We start from the raw sequence: 16,404 nt of genomic DNA on the forward strand, positions 1-16,404 counted from the left end.
AGACTATGGCGCCGTGACCGAACCCGTGCGATTCGTCGTCGATGGTGAAGAGTTCGACGTTGTGAGAGACGGCAGCTCGATGCACCACACCTGGGTGAGCGGCCCGGACGCGAGCTACGGGTTCTCGGTAGGAGGATTGCGCGCGGCAGCGCGCACGGACGACGAGGTGCGCTCCGAGGTCCGCGCATTCTTGTCGGGGATCGACCCGCGCACCGGCTATCTGGCCGAATGACGGTCGCCCTGCGGGCATTGGCGTGGAAGGGGGCGTCGGGTACATGGAGTGTGGCGCTCGGTTGAGGAGCCGATTGCGAGCGGCGGGTCGTTCAGCTCGAGCCGGGTACACACGCGATCCGACCAGTGGGTGCCGTAGGTTCGTCTTGTGCGGGGTCGGGGCATCTATGTGGAGACGTCGATCCGTGCTGAGGTGGATGCCGTTTGGGATGCGACGCAGGACCCTGTTCAGCACGTGCGCTGGGATGTGCGGTTCTCGAAAATCTCGCCCAATGGGGTGACCGTGGCCGGCGCTTCGACATTCACGTACGAACGGCGTGTCCCGTTCCACACAGTGCGGGGATGTGGTGTCAGCCTGGGCGAGAAGAACGGTCTCGACGGGGCCCGGACGTCGGCGCTGCGGTTCCAGACGAAGGACCGGCTGTCTCCGATCGCTGCCGGTCGCGGCTACTGGCGGTACGTCGCCGGGGGGCGGCAGGTCACGGTCTTCGTCACGGGATACGACTACTCCCCGGGTTGGGGTGTGCTGGACGTCTTCGTCCGCCCGGTTCTCGGGTGGGCGACAGCGTGGAGCTTCGACCGGCTGCGGATCTGGTTAGAGACCGGCGTCCCGCCTGAGCGTTGGCCGCTGCGGAGCGTGCTCTGGTGGTGGAGGCCTGACCGCCCGCGTGCCGCCCATTGTCTACGAGCACCGCGCGGCACACCGCGGCGAGCCGACCATCTCGCCGATGCGCCATCATCCCTAGCGGCCCTGCCGGACCCGGAGGTCACCCGGTGACATCGATCTTCGAGACGGCACTCGGAGCGGACTTCGACCGACTGCACCCGATGATGCGACGACGGTTCGGCGTGGGATTGGACTCCGGGGAAGCGTGCGTCGGGCGTGGGGTGATGACGAGCATCCGGCGCGGGCCGTGGTGGACCGTCCCGTTCCTGCAGATCGGCCGGCTCCGGAACATCCTCATCCCCGACACCGGCACCGACGTGCCTTTCGCGATCGAGAACTTTCCGTACCTCGACCCGCTCGGCCGCGAGACCGTCACGTTCGTCCGCGAGTACACCCTCGGACCAAAGCGCCGCCGGTTCGACGCCACCATGATCCTGAACGATGGTCGGATCGTTGACTACCTCGGCACCCACCAGCACCTCGCCGTCGACCTCGACCTGCGCGTCGACGAACGCGGCGGGCTCCTGCTCACCTCCGACGCGCAGCGCTTCTACGAAGGACCTATCGGCTTCCGATTCCCGATGCGGTTCAGTGGTCGCGCCTTCCTCCACGAGTACTACGACGACAGCGACCAGCGCTTTCACATCGATCTTGAGGTGCGCAACCGCCGGTTCGGATTCCTCTTCGGCTACCGCGGTACGTTCCAGGCCGAATGGATACCCGCCACCGACGCACCCGCTCGACTCAAGCCCCACCGACACGAAGTCAGAACCTGACAACCAGCAGCCCGCTGCCCGGTCGCTGATCGGCTTTTGTTTCCCGTACCAACGGTTGAGGCACGTCCGATCCGGCACCCGCCCGAAACCCGGTGCTTCACCGGACAGCCGAGCGCTCCTTGGCGAAGAGTGCAAGTACGAACACACCAACCGACACGAGCGTCATGACCGCTGCCAGGGCCATAACGGTTGCGTCGGCGGGGAGCATTGCGCATCCCGCCGACGTGTCCTCGTAATCGCAACTGCGCCACGGCCGGAAGAAATAGACGATGGTGACTATCACCCCAACGAGTACGAGGAGTGCGCTCCCGGTAACCCACCATCCGCGCGCCCTTGGCTCCATGGTCCGAGCCTACGGCGCACTCTCTCCTGGTGCCCGCAGCCCGATCCCCGAGTGGGTCAGACGTTCCGTAATGGGGAGTGGGTGATCAACACGTATCAGACGTCCTGAAGGGGTTGGGTGTCTCGGTGAGCGTCGTCGGTGAGTTTGCCGATCTGTTGAAGGCCCCACACGACCCACAGCACGTCGAAGACGAGCAAACCGATGTTGATCCAGAACAAGGGCAAAATCTGTGCATCCTGCGTGCCGCCAAGCACTGCGAGAACAACCAAGCCGGCGGCAAGCGGTATTGCGATTACCGCGCGGAATGCAGTGCTGCGCTTGAGGAATCGACGGTACGCCGCCGGGCCTATCGGCGTAGTGATGTCGCGCATGCCGCAAAACTACACCGGCCGAATTTGTCGCGACGGCTCTGAGACTGCCGCCGCTTACCGCGGAGGGGGTTCGTTAGCGGATCCCCACCCGGGCACTGCTCGCGAAGAGCAACGGCCGTGTGGCGATGAGCGGGCGTCGACGGGCTCGGTGAGTGAGAGTTCGCAACGGGTTCTTGACGCAGATGAGTCGCGGGTGTAACCCAGAATCAACGGCTGGCTTAGTGCGGAGCTTGCCGAGTCAGGGGTCAAGCCGTGGCACCTCGAAAGTCAGCCTCACTGGCGAAGGACGTGGAGATCGTCGCGCTCGATGAGGAATGGGCGGACCTACTCCTCGTCGGGTCTCACACGGTGGAAGTCCGAGCGGTCGCCGGCCACCAGGATGTACTTATCGATGGCGAGCGTCAGCGCTACTGGGTGAACTCTTCGGGGTACACCATGTACGCGGATGCGTACGCGGCCCCTGAGTACTCACTCTTAAGCGCTGTCCGCGAGATGCTCGGCGGTGGTGACGTCACGGTGATCTCGCGCCGTCAGCTGACTCTGTCGTCACCACCGCCTCCCACCGGCCAAGTCGTTGGTCCCTCACGGCTGTACTGCGCTCGCCCCGATTTCATGTCAATGAATGAGGGTTCTCGAAGGGAGTTTGGGGTCGCCCTCAACGCTCTGTGGGAGAGTGGCATCATTCGCGCCTTTGCCAGCGAGCATTCCGATGCGTGGTCTCAGGTTCACTTCGGACCGGCCTTCTTGCCATGGCACCGACACTTTCTCCTGCGATTCGAGAAGCACCTCCAGCGGATCAACCCCCGCGTCCACTTGCCGTACTGGGACTGGACGCGAGACGACTCATGGGCGCTCGACGATGAGCCGTGGAAGTCCTTCTTTGGAGGACGTTCAAATAGTGGCGGAATGTTTGATGATTGGCGGCCAGAGGAAGGCGGATTTGAGCGAGGCGCGAGGCCGGGAGACGCCGGTCACCACGCTCACGGCGTCGGGGACGCCTCAGAGGACGCAGCAGACAATCAACCCAAACTGAGCAATATTGCCTGGTATCTTGAGCGACCCGGTTTCGCCAGCTTTCGCGAGATCGAAAACGCAGCTCACAGTGTCGCTCACCAATTCGTCGGCGGGACGATGATGACCCCGTATAGCCCTGCCGATCCGCTCTTCTACTTGCACCACTGCAACATCGACCGCCTCTGGGCGTTCTGGCAAAAGCTTCACCCTCTTGCGGACCAGTACAACCTCGACCCAGCCAATGTCGACAACCGGAGCTATTCGTCTCGCGTGCCCGAGGACGAACCTATGGCGGGCGGCGCTACGCCACGATCCATGCTTGACCATCCCGAGCTAGGGACCATCTACCTTGGTGATACTCAGCTAGAGCAAGAACTTGTGGAGCGCCAGGCTAGGCGATCTGAATCGATCGAAGGCGGTGGGGTCGGCCCGAATGAAGAAATCGGCGAGATCCCTATCGAGGTCTTCGATCCAGAAGTTATGCCAGCGATCAAGCTCGCCGATAGTACAAGGCGTCTACGCGTCGGTCCGCCCAGCATCGGGTACGGTCGCGCGTCGATCCGTGACGTTGAAGGTCGTCAGGTCGTGATGCGCAACATCGGAACGCATGCCATCCGGGTTGAGGTCAAGCCCGGGACGGGACCGTTTCGGTGGCAAAAGGTCAGCGGCTACATCGAGCCGTGCCGATCGCTGGAACTCACAGTTCTCTTCAGCCCCTCAAATTCCGGATCGATGAGCACCCAACTCATTATCGACAGCGACGCGGATAACGGGCCACACAGTGTTTTACTCTCCGGGAGCGGCATCGTCGGCGAACCGCGATAGACGCACCCCGAATCTCGAACTAAGCGAGACCACCCCGTGCTGGAGTCAGTACGGGGGATAGTAGGTCCACGAGCCGGGAGATGCGAGCTTCCGATCAGGCCAGCGAACGCAACAGAGCCCCGATGATCCTGTGATCGACTTGCGGTTCGTACCACTGGTCGGATCTACTGACACTTCCATCGCGTGTGACCGGCTGGGGTCGCTCTACGTGCGAGGCGGTTCGCTATTCTTCGAGCGCTGCTGCGAGCAGCTGGATCGCCTTGGGCCCGACTCCGTGGAGTGTTTCCAGATGCGTAACGCCGACTCTCTTGACGTCGTCCAAGTTCAGCACCCCAGCCTCGGCGAGCGCCCTGATAGGGGGTGCGCCGATGCTAGGAAGCGGGCGTTCATTCACGCATGCACGATACCTTCCGATCCAGACTGAGCGTCAGCCGGTGCTCGATGGGGCGTATCGGAGGGTGCTGATCTGGGCGTGCGTCGGACTCATGACGGAGCGGTTCGCGGATCAGGTGACAGTGCCTGATGTCTTCGGGCTTCCATTTCATGTCGGCCGGGATGTGGCCGGCGACGCGGGCGTGACACTCGCTAACCCCGATCCGGACGGCCCGCCGATCGGTGCGCTGGCATGGCCAGGGCTTTACTACATCACCTCGCAGCGCCCTGCAGCAGGAACCACGTTGTACCGCTGGGATTTCGTTGCGGTGGAGATCGTTCCCTACGGCAAGGCCGACTCCAACGCCGCGGCACGTCCTCATGAGATCCCACCTGCCGACGTTGCCCGCGCTCATCCGTAGCGCGACGCATTCATCGATCTCACCGACTCTGACGATCAAAGCCACTGATTCGGCGCAGCGCGAAAGCGGCCCTCAGCTGCATCGTTGGTGGGCGGGATGGTTGTGTCGCGCCGCTAAGCGTCCAGGTTCTCGCAACACCCGCCCGCAGCCATGTCCGCTCACGGAACGACAAACGCGACAGGCAGCTGGCCCTATCACCGCGCCGGTAGCAGGACCCCCGACACCTTACGAGCGACCCATGGATGGCGAGGAACAGAAGAGCGATGCATGCGAGCACTTTGTGGATCCCCAGCATTCGTTGAACACAGGCATCCCCTGTCGACCTACTTCCATGGTTCGAGGGCTCCATTCCAAGCGAAATGCTGCGCCTGATCGCAACAGGTGCAGTGCGGGCCGACCCCGCGCGTAGGACGAGCACGCCGGGCATCTCGAGGTCGCGGCCGCTCGGGGTAACCACCGCGGGACTGCATATGCCATGACGGCGCTGACGGCGAGCCGACCGCGCTGCGATCTCGTCCTCGGACGAGTGCTCGCCGCACGGATGGTCACGGCCCGCCGGAGCGTCTAGCATGCGCGCATGCAGAGTGGACCCGCAACCGGTGATGCCCCCCGACCGCGCAGCGTCCCGCCGCATCCGATTGCGTCGGTCCCCACCGACATACCGGCGTTCCTCGGAGCGGGCGACGGGCGCCCGGCACTCGTCCACAGCATGTCCGAATTCGCCCAGCGGTCGCCGCAACCGGGTGCGCTCACAACCGCCGTCGAGATGTTCTTCCTCGCCGGCGGTCGGCGCGCGTGGGTCGCGCCGCTGCCGGAGCTGACGCCCGAAGCCGCGCGATCGACGATCCCCGACCTGCATCCGGATGCCTCGCTCGTCGCCGTCGTGGCTGATCCTGCCGCGCCTCTAGCGGTGATCGCCGCCGTGGCGGAGGCGCTCGCCTCCCGCCCGGTAACGCTGCTGGTCGAGGGCCCATGGTCAGATACTGAGTCGGCCGAGACGGCGATGGCCGCGGGTCCGGCTGCGGCGGTGGGAGTCGAGGGCCCGGATGCAGCGCTGTTCTGGCCGCGGGTGCACCGGGGGACGAGCTCGGGCCGGCGCCAGACGATCTCTCCGCTCGGGTCGGTCGCCGGCGCGTTGACGGTGACCGATGTCTTCACCGCTGCGACGGGACCTCGGGGCGCGCTGCCCGGCGTTCTCGCCCCGGCAGTGGACCTCACCACAGCGCAGCGCGAGGCCTGCAGCGCGCTCGGCATCAATGTCATCGCCGCCTTTCCGGGTCGGGGAACGGTGTTGTGGGGCGCTCGCACGCTTTCGGCCGAACGGGAGTGGAAGTTCCTGCCGGTCAGGCGCTTGGCTCTCTTCCTCGAGGCCTCCCTAACGCGCGGCCTCGGGTGGACGGAGTTCGAACCCAACGGCCCGCATTTGTGGGGCGCGGTGGGCCGGGATGTTTCGACGCTTCTGGACGAGCTGTGGCGAAGAGGCGCCTTTCGTGGCCAGACTGCCCAGGAGGCCTACTTCGTCCGGTGCGGCCGAAGCACCATGACCGACGCCGAGATCGCGGCCGGCACCCTCGTGTGTTTGGTCGGATTCGCACCGACCAAACCCGCTGAGTTCATGGTGCTGAGGATCACGGCTCGCGCAGCGACGACATAGCGCGACCGGGCGTGCCGGTGGATCTCTCGTGGAGAGAGAGGCTCGTTAGGGTGGACGAACTGTCCATCTGCGTCTCGTGCGCGGCGACCGTGATGCTACGACCTGTCAGCCCGACTCCGACGGAGCGAGCGCAGCGTTCACGAGTGACTCCATTCCGGGCTTTCGCGGCATAGCCTCGCTTCTCCGCTGGCGCTCCGAGGCTCGGTCTTCCACGACCCGGCACTGCGCCGCTCGCGACCGGCTAACTGCTGCACTGACTGAGACATGACCTAGTGGGGCATGCTGATCGGCAGGTCGTCATTCATTCCCGGAGGCTGGGCGATGAGCGCTGAGGCTTCGGTCTTGGTGAGGCTGTTGGGGTAAAGCTGTCGGGAGAAGCGTCCGCGCGGGTCGTCTTTGTCGCGAGGCATTTCGATGGTGGATGCGTCGATGATGCGCAGGGCGAGTTCAGTTTCTTCCTTGCTCAGTTCGAGGTTTCCCTTTCTGCGGAGGACCACGCGTCCGCGACGGTTCGAGCCGTCACCGAGGGTGAGGATCAGCGTTCGCGGCGCTCCGGCCCACAACGGGTCGACGACCAGCTCTGCTCTGGTCACGTCTGCCCACGGCAGCGTCTTCCCTCCAAGGCGAACGAGTTTGGTCGACGGGTTCGCCTCGACCGGCGTCCGGTATCGGCGGAGCGCCACCAGCCCCACAACCGCGCCGAGGGCGACGGCGACGAACCCGATCAGGATGCCCCACGTGATGTCGTCCAGCATGAGCAGCAGCTGCGCGGGGACCACCGCCACCGCAATGGCGAACGGTGCGATGGTGGCGGCGGGCAAGGTCCCCTTCAGCGGCCCGCCGAGCGCACGCCACCCCTCCGGGTCGAGCGGTCCAGCCTTCACCGTGGGGCGCGTCACATACGAGTCGCGCTGTGTGGCCGCATCAGCGTCGAATCTGGACGCGCGGAGGAACCAGGCGCCGGCGGTCCCGTAGATGATGACGAAGAACGTGAGAACGAGCACCCGCTCCCATCCGAGCGAGGCGTCGGCGAGCGCCCAGGCGAGTCCGGCGACAGCAAGAGGGAGCGGTGCGAGCAGGATGACCCCGAGATTCCGCAGGCTTCGCCGCGCACGAACGGCCGCCGGGAGCTCGTGACCTGTGGGCGGCCACGTCTTATTCGCCCAACTGGGACGCAACCACCAGAGCACGCCGACGCCCATGCCGATCGTCGCGAGGGTGAGAAGACACGCGGCGAGGATCGCCCAAGGCGCCACGGAGATCAGCCACCCCGCCGCGATTCCGACCGCGATACTCACGGCGATCAACAGTGCCCCCAGCATCCGAGGGCTGGGAAACGTACGCGCTTCGCTCGTCACGCGCCCTGTCTATCGCGCGATGACCGCAGTGCGCGAGCCTCGATGCGCCGCTCACCACGAAGATGTGCTGCCCCTGTTCCCCTTTCGAAGGCCGAGAGCCGCGGAGTGACGCGCGCCGGCGCCGGCCGCAGCAGGACGAGCAGCGCGGTCTCACGGCGTTGCGCTCATGAACACGAGATAATGGATGCATGGCCTCCTCTGTCGAACGCACCTCCAACCCGTCTGCCTGGGCCGCGTTCTGGGTCGCGCTGGCGGGCCTCGTGCTCATGCCCGTTCCGCTGTTCATCGGGCTGATCCTCGGCGGCGGGCTCTCGATCATCGCCGCGATTCTCGCCGTGATCGCCCTTCTCAAAGGGCTCGCGCGCAGCGGCAAGGGCATCGCGCCTGTCGTGTTCGCCGGGATTTTCATCGCGCTGACATGGGGCGGCATCTCCATCGGCGGCGGCACCGTCTGGTAGGTCGGCGGACGGGGGTTCCCCCTGTCAGAAGAGTTGAGCCGGTCTAGGCGAGCGCCCCGTAGTACTCCTCCATGTTGGGGTAGTAGTCCGCGAAGTCGACCCCATCGACGTCGGCACCGTCCATGACGGCCGTGAGCCGGTCGAGGTAGTACTCCCAGCCCGGCCCGACGCTCGACATGTCGCCGTCGGACAACAGTTGGGCGAAGGTGAGCACCGTCACGCCACCGGCCTCCTGCTCCAGGTCGAAGCGCAGATGCCAGCGCTGGTCGCCCACCGCGGTGTCCGCGGCGAAGCGCTTGGGCCGATCGCATTCCACGATCGAGACCGCTTCGCCTTCGACGTCGTCGCCCTCGGCGGTCATGAAGAAGGTGACCGTCCCGGTGGTGGGGTCGCCCTCCCATCGGCCGATCCAGCGCTCCAGGCGATCAGACTCGGTGAGGGCCGCCCAGACCGCGTCGGGTTCGGCGCGGTACCGGCGGACGAACTGCACCTCGCGGCCCCGCGGGCCTTCGCCGACGGCGCCGGTCGGAGTGGGATTGCTCATGCGATCTCCTCGGTGTCGATGGATGCCGCGCCCCCGGTGCGCTCCTTCGGGGACGCGGAATGGCGGTGGTCGCGCGAAGCCCGGCGCACCTCCAGGTCGAGCGCGTCGAACGCGGACTCCGGCACAGGCGGACGCCTCAGCGTCCTGAGGTACTCCTCAACCGCCTCGAGCTTCTCCGCCCGCAAGCGGTATCGCCGGTGGCGGCCGTCGGCGACGGCGCCGATGAGGCCGGATTCCAGCATCACGCGCAGGTGACGGCTGACCGCGGGGCGGCTGATCGGCTCGAGGGCGGCGAGCTCCCCTGCGGTGTGCTCGCGGTGCGCGAGCACACCCAGCAGCCGGCGACGCGTCGCGTCGGCGAGGCACTCGAAGACATCCACCCGCGAAGCGTAACCGGAGTGTTACGTGTTGTCGAGATAGAGAATGCTCCGGGAGATGTTGCCCCGGGGATTTCAGCGGAGAGGAAATCTCCCGCGCGAGCGGCGCCAGCTCCGCCTGCTCGGCACCGGCTGCCGGCACCTACTGGTACCAGGGGACAGGATGACGGGCCCAGCGTCAGGGGCGGGGGAGCCTTCTTCTCGACCGCTCGAGGATGCTCTCGATGAGAAGTGCGGCGGCCACGCCGAGTAGGACGCCCGATAGGAGGAGGAAGATCTGTGTCCTATTCGCGCCCGCCGGCTCGGACCACCTCACGATCCCTGGCCCGAGCGTTTGGACGCCGTCTCCTCTCCACTGGACGGAATGGATGAATCCACCGTCGCCCCAATCGACGACCTCATTGTCGGTGTGCTCGACCACCCCATCTGCGGACGGTCCGTAGACGGCTTGGCGCTCCTCGGTCGCGGTTGACAGTAAGACGGCTGTGAAGCTGGAGGCTCGCGGCCGCACCGCGCCGCGTTCCTCGAGCAGCGGAAAGTGGGAGAAGCTGAGCGGCTTCAGCTCCTCAGGGGTACTCGCTTCCTCCTGACCGGCAGAGATCGACGACATCTGAGGCGTGCGCGCCAATCGCGATCCGAGCGTGTCAGTTGTCCACGCCTCCACCGGGGTTCCGGTGAGGACCAGCCCGTCTCCAGGGCGGAGGTCAACAGTCAGAAGCTGGTACTCCAGTTCGGTGCGACCCACTGCTTGACCCAACTGACCGCATCCCGCCGGATCCCCGGCCGGTGTCAGCTCGTGAGGGGGCGGTTCGATCTGCTGGAAGTCTAGGCGCGGCGTAGCGTCCTTCAGACGCGCGCCACACGCGAGCACTACGAGGGCGGTCACATCTCTGTCGGCTTGCCGGTTCATAGTCCGGTGAACGCGCAGCTCGACTCTCCCGTCGTGCGCAAGTTGCCAGGTGAGGCCGAACTCTGCGTCTTCGCTCTCCGCCCACAGCTCGATCTTGTCCTTGAGATCGAGCGTCGTCAGGGCCGGCTGTGCGGTCGCCGTGAACCCCAGCCACCCCCCGGACACAAGGGCGACGACGAAGATCGACGCGGTTCCCAATCCCCAACGGGCCATACCGGTGCCTCCCCAGGACCAGGCGTTGGCTCACCCTACCTTCGGCGGCGGGGTGCGGCTAGTCACTCCCCGCGGAGGGTCGTCCAGGTGGCGGGCCGCTCCCGGAGCCCGGGAACTAACGGCGCGCGAGGGGGGGGCACCCTTTGCCGGAGGGTTTGAAGGAGATACTGAGGAGTGGCGCGGCTCCGCGCGGCGGTCAGGGCGCGGCATTCAGGAAGTTCTCGCGCGCGAGCGGTGCGACCTCAAGGTGCTCGGCCTCCGCTCCCGACACCCACCGAAGCTCCGCGATCTCCGCCCGGGCTTCGGGACGCTGCGAGCCGATGTCGACCGCGAATACCTCGGCGACGACGACGAACCCCGGTTCGTTGGCCGCAGCGGCCGTGTAGGTCCCGAGAGCGCGCAGGTTTTCCGGACGCACATGGACGCCGATCTCCTCCGCGAGTTCGCGGCAGAGGGTCTCGCTCGCCGACTCGCCCGGCTCCGGCTTCCCACCCGGCTGCATGAACGCGGAGGTGCCTTCCTTGCGCACGAGCAGCAGGCGGTCCTCCGCATCCGCGATCACGGCGGCCGACACGTGGATGCGGCGGGTCACGGGGGGAACGGGGGAGGAGTGCACCGTCGCACGGTAACAGCATCCGCCCATGTCGGCCGACGTAGAATCGCGTGTGCTTCCTGAGATGTCCGACGCCCCCGCCACGCCGTCCAGCGGCATCGATCCGGAGCGTTTGGCCGTCGCTTTGGACGTGCTCCAAGAGATCGCCCACGTCGATCAGTCGCATCCGGACTTCATCGCCGTTCGCCGGGCGACCGCGCACATGTTCAAGGCGGCCAAGAAGGAGCGGCGCCGCGGGATCCGCGATGCGATCGCTCAGGCCGACCGCGAGGTGGTCGCCGCCACCGCGACCGGCGCTGCCGATCGGATCGACGACGAGACCCGCGGAGTCCCGATCACCACCGCGACGACCGCGCCCACCGCCGGCACCCTGATCAAGGCACGCGGGTGCTACATCTGCAAGCAGCCGTACACGGTCGTGGACGCGTTCTACCACCAACTCTGCCCCACGTGTGCGGCGATGAGCCATGAGAAGCGCAACGCGCGCACCGATCTCACGGGTAAGCGCGCACTGCTCACCGGCGGTCGCGCGAAGATCGGCATGTACATCGCCCTGCGCCTGCTGCGCGACGGAGCTCACACGACGATCACCACGCGGTTCCCCCGCGACGCCGTGCGCCGCTTCAGCAGCCTGCCGGATGCTCCGGAGTGGCTGCACCGCCTCAAGGTCGTCGGGATCGATCTGCGCGATCCGGCACAGGTGGTCGGACTGGCCGAGGATGTCGCGTCAGCCGGCACCCTCGACATCCTGATCAACAACGCGACCCAGACGGTTCGCCGCTCGCCGGGGGCGTACCAGCCGCTCGTCGATGCCGAACTCGCCCCGCTCCCGGACGGCCCGTTGCCGGAGCTGGTCACCTTCGGCCACACGAATGACCAGCACCCGAAGGCACTCGAGCGTTCGGTTGCCGCGCACCCGATTCTCGCGGCTGCGGCCGAGCGTGCCGATGAGCTGACCGAGCAGGCGATGACGGCCGGGTCGAGCTCGCTCGAGCGACTGGCTGCCGGAACCGCGATCGACGCGGGCGGGCTCATCCCCGACCTGCACGATGCGAACTCGTGGACCCAGCGCGTCGACGAGGTCGACCCCCTGGAGATGCTGGAGGTGCAGCTGGCGAACACCACCGCGCCGTTCCTCCTGGTCTCCAAACTCCGTCCGTCGCTGGCCGCGAGCAGTGCCCGACGCACCTACATCGTCAACGTCAGCGCGATGGAAGGCGTCTTCGGTCGCGGATACAAGGGTCCCGGGCATCCGCACACCAACATGGCCAAGGCGGCGGTGAACATGCTCACGCGTACGAGCGCCCGCGAGATGTTCGAGACCGACGGCATCCTCATGACGAGCGTCGACACCGGCTGGATCACCGATGAGCGCCCCCACCCGACGAAGGTCCGGCTCGCCGAAGAGGGGTTCCACGCGCCGCTCGACCTCGTCGACGGCGCCGCCCGCGTGTACGACCCCATCGTGCGGGGCGAAGCGGGCGAAGACCTGTTCGGGGTGTTCCTGAAGGATTACGCGCCCGGCGCATGGTGAAGCTGCCTCCAGTCGGGCGCCGGGTGGTCATCCGCTACCTCCTTCCGTCCGGACAGGCAACCGATGCGCTGGGCCAGCTCCTGAGCGCCGACGGTTCGACGGTGGTGGTCGACGGCAAGCGGGGCGTGGAACGCATCCCCGTGGCCGACATCATCGCCGCGAAGGAAGTGCCGCCCCCGCCCGACCCGCGCCCGCGCCGACCGGCGCAGTAGGCAGTCGGCGTGGTGCGCGGGCGCAACAGGTTCTCTCGAGCGCCGAGCGCCTCCCACGACAGGCCGCATCAGAGGGGGACGATGAAGGCAGAACCAGGTCCCCCCGCAGTCAGGACGGTCACCTATGCCGGATCCGCGCAGACGCACAATCAGCGTCGGTACACTCTCGCTTCAGCCGGCAGACGCCCCCGAGCGCTGGGAGGTCAGCGCTGGGTCGGCGGAGCACGGTGCCGTGGACGCGCAATGGGGCGACTGGGTCCGTCTGGCCAAGCGCATCCTCGACGCCGACGCCCTGTCGCGGGACCTCGAGGCTCGCGGGGATGCGTGGGATCAGGGCCACGCGGCGGGTGTCACCGACACGGGCGACGGCAGCGCGCAGAACCCGTTCCGCTGACGCCCGGTCGTGGGTCTCGCCGGCCGCGGATCAGGCGGTCCGTGCGCGGCGGGGCTTGGGCTTGTCTTCCCCGCTCTTCGGCGGCATCGCGCTCACGTCGACCCGCTCCTGACCGGCGCGTGTGGCCCATTCCTTCGCGAGGCCGGATGCAGCGTGGTGAGAAGCCCGGACCGCACGGTTGTCGGCCCACGAGTTCAGCACGTGCCCGGCATGCCCGCGGACATGTTCGAGAGTCACGGGCGGGAGTCCCGCAGCTTCGCGCGCATCGCGCGCGGTGATCAGCAGCTCGAGGATGTCGCGGTTCTTCGTCGGTGCACCGGTGGAGGTCTTCCAGCCGCGTCGACGGTGGCCGTCCATCCAGGAGGCGTAGGTGTCGATGGCGTATTTCGAGTCGGCCTGCACCCGGAGGTTCGGCACATCGGCGTGGTACTGCAGGGCGCGAAGCAGCCCGAGCAGTTCACCGATGTTGTTCGTGCCCAGGGGTACCGACCCCGCCGCCCACTCGCCATCCATGCCAACCCAGGCCCATCCTGCCGGTCCGGGGTTGCCCTTGCAGGCGCCATCGGTCGCGACGATGTACTCCGGATCTGGGGGTGTGGAACTCTGTGGCACATCCGAAATCCTTTCACGCCGGCGGCGCGCGCCCGGTGCCCGACGGCGGCGCGTCCGACGCTCCCTCTCTTGTGCAACACCTTCGTCATGCCTTTACTGGTGTCATGGTTCGGAGTACGGAGGGGCGAGCGCCCGAAACCGTGCCGGCGGCGGCGCGTCTGTTGCGCGACTTCGTCAACACGGTGGAGTGGCAGGTCGACGACGAGACCTGGACGTCGCCGTCCGCGCTCGCAGATTGGCTGCGCGAACGGGTCGGGGAACTCTCCGCTGACGTGACGGAGGATGACCTCGTTCTCGCCCGCCGCATCCGGGAGGGGCTCAGGGAGGTGCTGCTGACGCACGCCGGCCACGAAGCGCTCCCCGGCTCGCTCGCCGACCTCAACGACGCCCTGCAGCACGTACCGGTGCGGATGGCGTTCGGCGAGGACGCCGGCCCGGCGCTCTCGAGCATCGCCCCCGGGACGAGCCCCGCACCGCTTGCGCCGATCGTCCTCGCCATCGACACCGCCCGGACGGACGGCACCTGGATGCGGGTGAAAGCCTGCTCGCGGGATTCGTGCCGATGGGCGTACTGGGATGACTCCCGGAACCGGTCGGGGCGTTGGTGCTCGATGCAGGGGTGCGGCAACTACATCAAGATGCGCCGCCGTAACTCGCCCGCGGCATCAGCCGAGGATGCCCTTCCGCTGGCGGATGCAGGACAACGTGTGCCGCGGATGGTCGACGTCGCGGCCCGCGCCGGGGTCTCCGTCAAGACCGTCTCCAACGTGGTGACCGGCACGGTGAACGTGTCGGAGCCCACTCGGCGGCGTGTCCTCGCCGCCATCGAGGAGCTCGACTACCGGCCCAACCTGGTGGCGCGGGCGTTGCGAACGGGCCGCGGGGTGGACGTTCACGAACCCCGCTGAGCGTGTCGGCGAAGCCTGCTGAGCCTCTGCGCGGACGGCCGACGGCGCCGCGTCGTGGCCCCTATCCCACCGGCGGCTGAACCGTGGGGCGTGGTTCCGGCGTGCGTTGCTCCGGGTCCGATGCCACCGCATCCTCACCCGCCGCAGGGAGGGATGGCGGGGCCGCCGCGTAGGCGGCAGAAAGTCGGCGGTACGGCTGGGAGAGGAAGGCCAGGAGCACGACGACCAGCAGCACGGAGCTCGCACCGACGAACGCGAGCGCGATGCCGCGGGCCTCGCCGGGGCCGAGGAGCCAGCCGAACGAGTCGCGTCCGGGCTGGGAGTTCATGAACGGGATGAGCCAGAACTGCGCAAGCGGTCCGATGAGGAACGACGAGACGGGTGCTGCGGCGGACTCCATGCTCGCGGCGAACCCGAAGACGCGTCCTTGCTTCTCGAACGGCACGACGCGCTGCACGATCGTCTGCTCGGCCGCCTCGGCGATCGGCATGAGGGCCATGAAGACGAGAATCCCGAGGGCATACACCCACCACCACTCGCGGATGGCGAAGGTCATTCCGAGGAGCGCGATCCCGACGTTGACCACCAGCAGGGTGCGCACCGGGTTCTTGCCCAGCCCGAACCTCGCGACCAGCCCGCCACCGAGGATGAAGCCGATGCTCGTCACCCCGAGGACGATGCCCCACACCTCGACCGAGAAGAGGGTGAGCCCGTAGGGGTCCATCAGTGCCATGAACACCCCGCCGACGAGGTTGTTAAAGGTCGAGAAGAGGATCAGGGCCAGAAGTCCGGGTACCACCACGACGGCGGGGATGACCTCCCGGAAGCCGAAGCCCCGGGGCACCTCGCCTTCTACATGCGCGACACCTCGCTCGGGAATCGGGACGAAGAGCAAGTGGATGAGGGCGACTCCGGTGGCCACGATGGCGATGACGACGGTCCAGCCCATCCCGAGGAGCCCGATGGACAAACCGGAGAAGACGCTCGTGACCATGAATGCGATGCCCTGGACCGCGCCGACCAGGCCGTTCGCGCGGTCCCGGCGATCGGCGGGCACGAGGAGCGTGACGGTGGTCGAAAGCGCGATGTTGCGCAGGTTCTCCACCACGCCGCCGATGAGGATGACGCCCGCGAACACCCAGAACCACGGTCCTCCCCAGTTCACGAGGACGCTCTCCGGGAATGACAGGTACAGGGCGCCGGCCAGGAGATACGTCGCCAGGGTCACGACGCTGGAAAGCACCATGACGGCCTTCTTCTTGAGCCGGTCGACGATCACGCCGAACACGACACCGAGAACGGCGACCAACAGCATGTAGGAGCCACCGATGATGGCGGTCGCGAGTACTGAGCGAGTCTCCAGGTACGCCCAGAAGGTGAGCGCCCACCACAGGTAGCTGGAGGTGACGTTCGCGACGGCGGTGTTGGCGAGCACCTGGTAGAACGCACGTACCGTCCCCGGGCCCGGACCCCCCTGCGCGCGTTCCTCGAGCTGCCCCGAGGGGAGGTCGGATTCGGTCATGGCGGGCTTCTTTCGCGCCGGACGGGTGACGGAGTGCGCCGTCTATGTGGACACCGTGTACATTGATGTTCACA

General features: G+C 67.0%; 19 protein-coding genes. 11 read left to right on the forward strand and 8 right to left on the reverse strand.

The window, feature by feature from the left end:
- The first annotated feature begins 13 nt into the window (after positions 1–13).
- From AC4FS1_RS02425 to AC4FS1_RS02435, 3 genes are all read left to right on the forward strand, one after another.
- Positions 14–232: a hypothetical protein gene (locus AC4FS1_RS02425; protein ID WP_491152328.1), complete on the forward strand. Its 219-nt coding sequence runs from the start codon at positions 14–16 to the stop codon at positions 230–232.
- Positions 233–400: 168 nt separating this feature from the next.
- Positions 401–1,009 (forward strand): SRPBCC family protein, encoded by a 609-nt coding sequence (locus AC4FS1_RS02430; protein WP_491152330.1) that lies wholly within the window; start codon positions 401–403, stop codon positions 1,007–1,009.
- The gene (locus tag AC4FS1_RS02435; RefSeq protein ID WP_491152332.1) at positions 1,006–1,674 is read left to right on the forward strand and encodes a DUF4166 domain-containing protein; all 669 of its coding nucleotides are present in this window, start codon (positions 1,006–1,008) and stop codon (positions 1,672–1,674) included. Before AC4FS1_RS02430 ends, AC4FS1_RS02435 begins: the two co-directional genes overlap by 4 nt.
- Before the next feature lie 438 nt (positions 1,675–2,112).
- Here the strand turns inward: AC4FS1_RS02435 and AC4FS1_RS02440 are convergent, their stop codons facing one another.
- A complete protein-coding gene (locus AC4FS1_RS02440; protein WP_491152334.1) occupies positions 2,113–2,388 on the reverse strand; it encodes a hypothetical protein in 276 nt (91 codons plus the stop codon).
- Between the two features lie 288 nt (positions 2,389–2,676).
- Here AC4FS1_RS02440 and AC4FS1_RS02445 point away from each other — a divergent pair, with 288 nt between their 5' ends.
- The 3 genes from AC4FS1_RS02445 to AC4FS1_RS02455 all read left to right on the forward strand — a co-directional run bounded on the left by AC4FS1_RS02445 (position 2,677) and on the right by AC4FS1_RS02455 (position 6,675).
- The gene (locus AC4FS1_RS02445) at positions 2,677–4,227 is read left to right on the forward strand and encodes a tyrosinase family protein (protein WP_491152335.1); all 1,551 of its coding nucleotides are present in this window, start codon (positions 2,677–2,679) and stop codon (positions 4,225–4,227) included.
- Between the two features lie 485 nt (positions 4,228–4,712).
- A complete protein-coding gene (locus tag AC4FS1_RS02450) occupies positions 4,713–5,021 on the forward strand; it encodes a hypothetical protein (RefSeq protein WP_491152337.1) in 309 nt (102 codons plus the stop codon).
- Between the two features lie 577 nt (positions 5,022–5,598).
- A complete protein-coding gene (locus AC4FS1_RS02455) occupies positions 5,599–6,675 on the forward strand; it encodes a phage tail sheath family protein (protein ID WP_491152339.1) in 1,077 nt (358 codons plus the stop codon).
- A 269-nt stretch (positions 6,676–6,944) separates the two neighbouring features.
- Here AC4FS1_RS02455 and AC4FS1_RS02460 read toward each other — a convergent pair whose 3' ends face one another.
- A complete protein-coding gene (locus tag AC4FS1_RS02460) occupies positions 6,945–8,033 on the reverse strand; it encodes a hypothetical protein (RefSeq protein WP_491152341.1) in 1,089 nt (362 codons plus the stop codon).
- 188 nt (positions 8,034–8,221) lie between these two features.
- Between AC4FS1_RS02460 and AC4FS1_RS02465 the strand changes: the two genes are divergently transcribed.
- The gene (locus AC4FS1_RS02465; RefSeq protein ID WP_491152343.1) at positions 8,222–8,491 is read left to right on the forward strand and encodes a hypothetical protein; all 270 of its coding nucleotides are present in this window, start codon (positions 8,222–8,224) and stop codon (positions 8,489–8,491) included.
- Between the two features lie 43 nt (positions 8,492–8,534).
- Here the strand turns inward: AC4FS1_RS02465 and AC4FS1_RS02470 are convergent, their stop codons facing one another.
- The 4 genes from AC4FS1_RS02470 to AC4FS1_RS02485 form a co-directional block, all read right to left on the reverse strand.
- On the reverse strand, positions 8,535–9,035 hold the full coding sequence (locus AC4FS1_RS02470) for an SRPBCC family protein (RefSeq protein WP_491152345.1): 501 nt from the start codon (positions 9,033–9,035) through the stop codon (positions 8,535–8,537).
- Positions 9,032–9,415: an ArsR/SmtB family transcription factor gene (locus AC4FS1_RS02475; protein ID WP_491152347.1), complete on the reverse strand. Its 384-nt coding sequence runs from the start codon at positions 9,413–9,415 to the stop codon at positions 9,032–9,034. Before AC4FS1_RS02475 ends, AC4FS1_RS02470 begins: the two co-directional genes overlap by 4 nt.
- Positions 9,416–9,590: 175 nt before the next feature.
- Entirely contained in the window at positions 9,591–10,535 is a 945-nt protein-coding gene (locus tag AC4FS1_RS02480; RefSeq protein ID WP_491152349.1) for a hypothetical protein, read from the reverse strand.
- Positions 10,536–10,731: 196 nt separating this feature from the next.
- Positions 10,732–11,151 (reverse strand): NUDIX hydrolase, encoded by a 420-nt coding sequence (locus tag AC4FS1_RS02485; protein WP_491152351.1) that lies wholly within the window; start codon positions 11,149–11,151, stop codon positions 10,732–10,734.
- Between the two features lie 61 nt (positions 11,152–11,212).
- Here AC4FS1_RS02485 and AC4FS1_RS02490 point away from each other — a divergent pair, with 61 nt between their 5' ends.
- From AC4FS1_RS02490 to AC4FS1_RS02500, 3 genes are all read left to right on the forward strand, one after another.
- Positions 11,213–12,682: an SDR family NAD(P)-dependent oxidoreductase gene (locus AC4FS1_RS02490; protein ID WP_491155629.1), complete on the forward strand. Its 1,470-nt coding sequence runs from the start codon at positions 11,213–11,215 to the stop codon at positions 12,680–12,682.
- The gene (locus AC4FS1_RS02495) at positions 12,676–12,894 is read left to right on the forward strand and encodes a putative acetyltransferase (protein ID WP_491152353.1); all 219 of its coding nucleotides are present in this window, start codon (positions 12,676–12,678) and stop codon (positions 12,892–12,894) included. Before AC4FS1_RS02490 ends, AC4FS1_RS02495 begins: the two co-directional genes overlap by 7 nt.
- A 232-nt stretch (positions 12,895–13,126) precedes the next feature.
- Entirely contained in the window at positions 13,127–13,288 is a 162-nt protein-coding gene (locus AC4FS1_RS02500; protein ID WP_491152356.1) for a hypothetical protein, read from the forward strand.
- Positions 13,289–13,318: 30 nt separating this feature from the next.
- Here the strand turns inward: AC4FS1_RS02500 and AC4FS1_RS02505 are convergent, their stop codons facing one another.
- Positions 13,319–13,900 (reverse strand): ribonuclease H family protein, encoded by a 582-nt coding sequence (locus AC4FS1_RS02505; RefSeq protein ID WP_491152358.1) that lies wholly within the window; start codon positions 13,898–13,900, stop codon positions 13,319–13,321.
- Between the two features lie 104 nt (positions 13,901–14,004).
- On the opposite strand from AC4FS1_RS02505, the gene AC4FS1_RS02510 reads away from it, so the two are divergent.
- The gene (locus tag AC4FS1_RS02510; protein WP_491152360.1) at positions 14,005–14,808 is read left to right on the forward strand and encodes a CGNR zinc finger domain-containing protein; all 804 of its coding nucleotides are present in this window, start codon (positions 14,005–14,007) and stop codon (positions 14,806–14,808) included.
- A gap of 61 nt (positions 14,809–14,869) precedes the next feature.
- On the opposite strand, the gene AC4FS1_RS02515 is transcribed toward AC4FS1_RS02510, so the two are convergent.
- Positions 14,870–16,330 carry an MFS transporter gene (locus AC4FS1_RS02515; protein ID WP_491152361.1) on the reverse strand — a complete coding sequence of 487 codons (1,461 nt, stop codon included), beginning with the start codon at positions 16,328–16,330 and terminating at the stop codon, positions 14,870–14,872.
- Positions 16,331–16,404 lie beyond the last annotated feature (74 nt).

The organism is Microbacterium sp. Z12_35 (assembly GCF_058310475.1).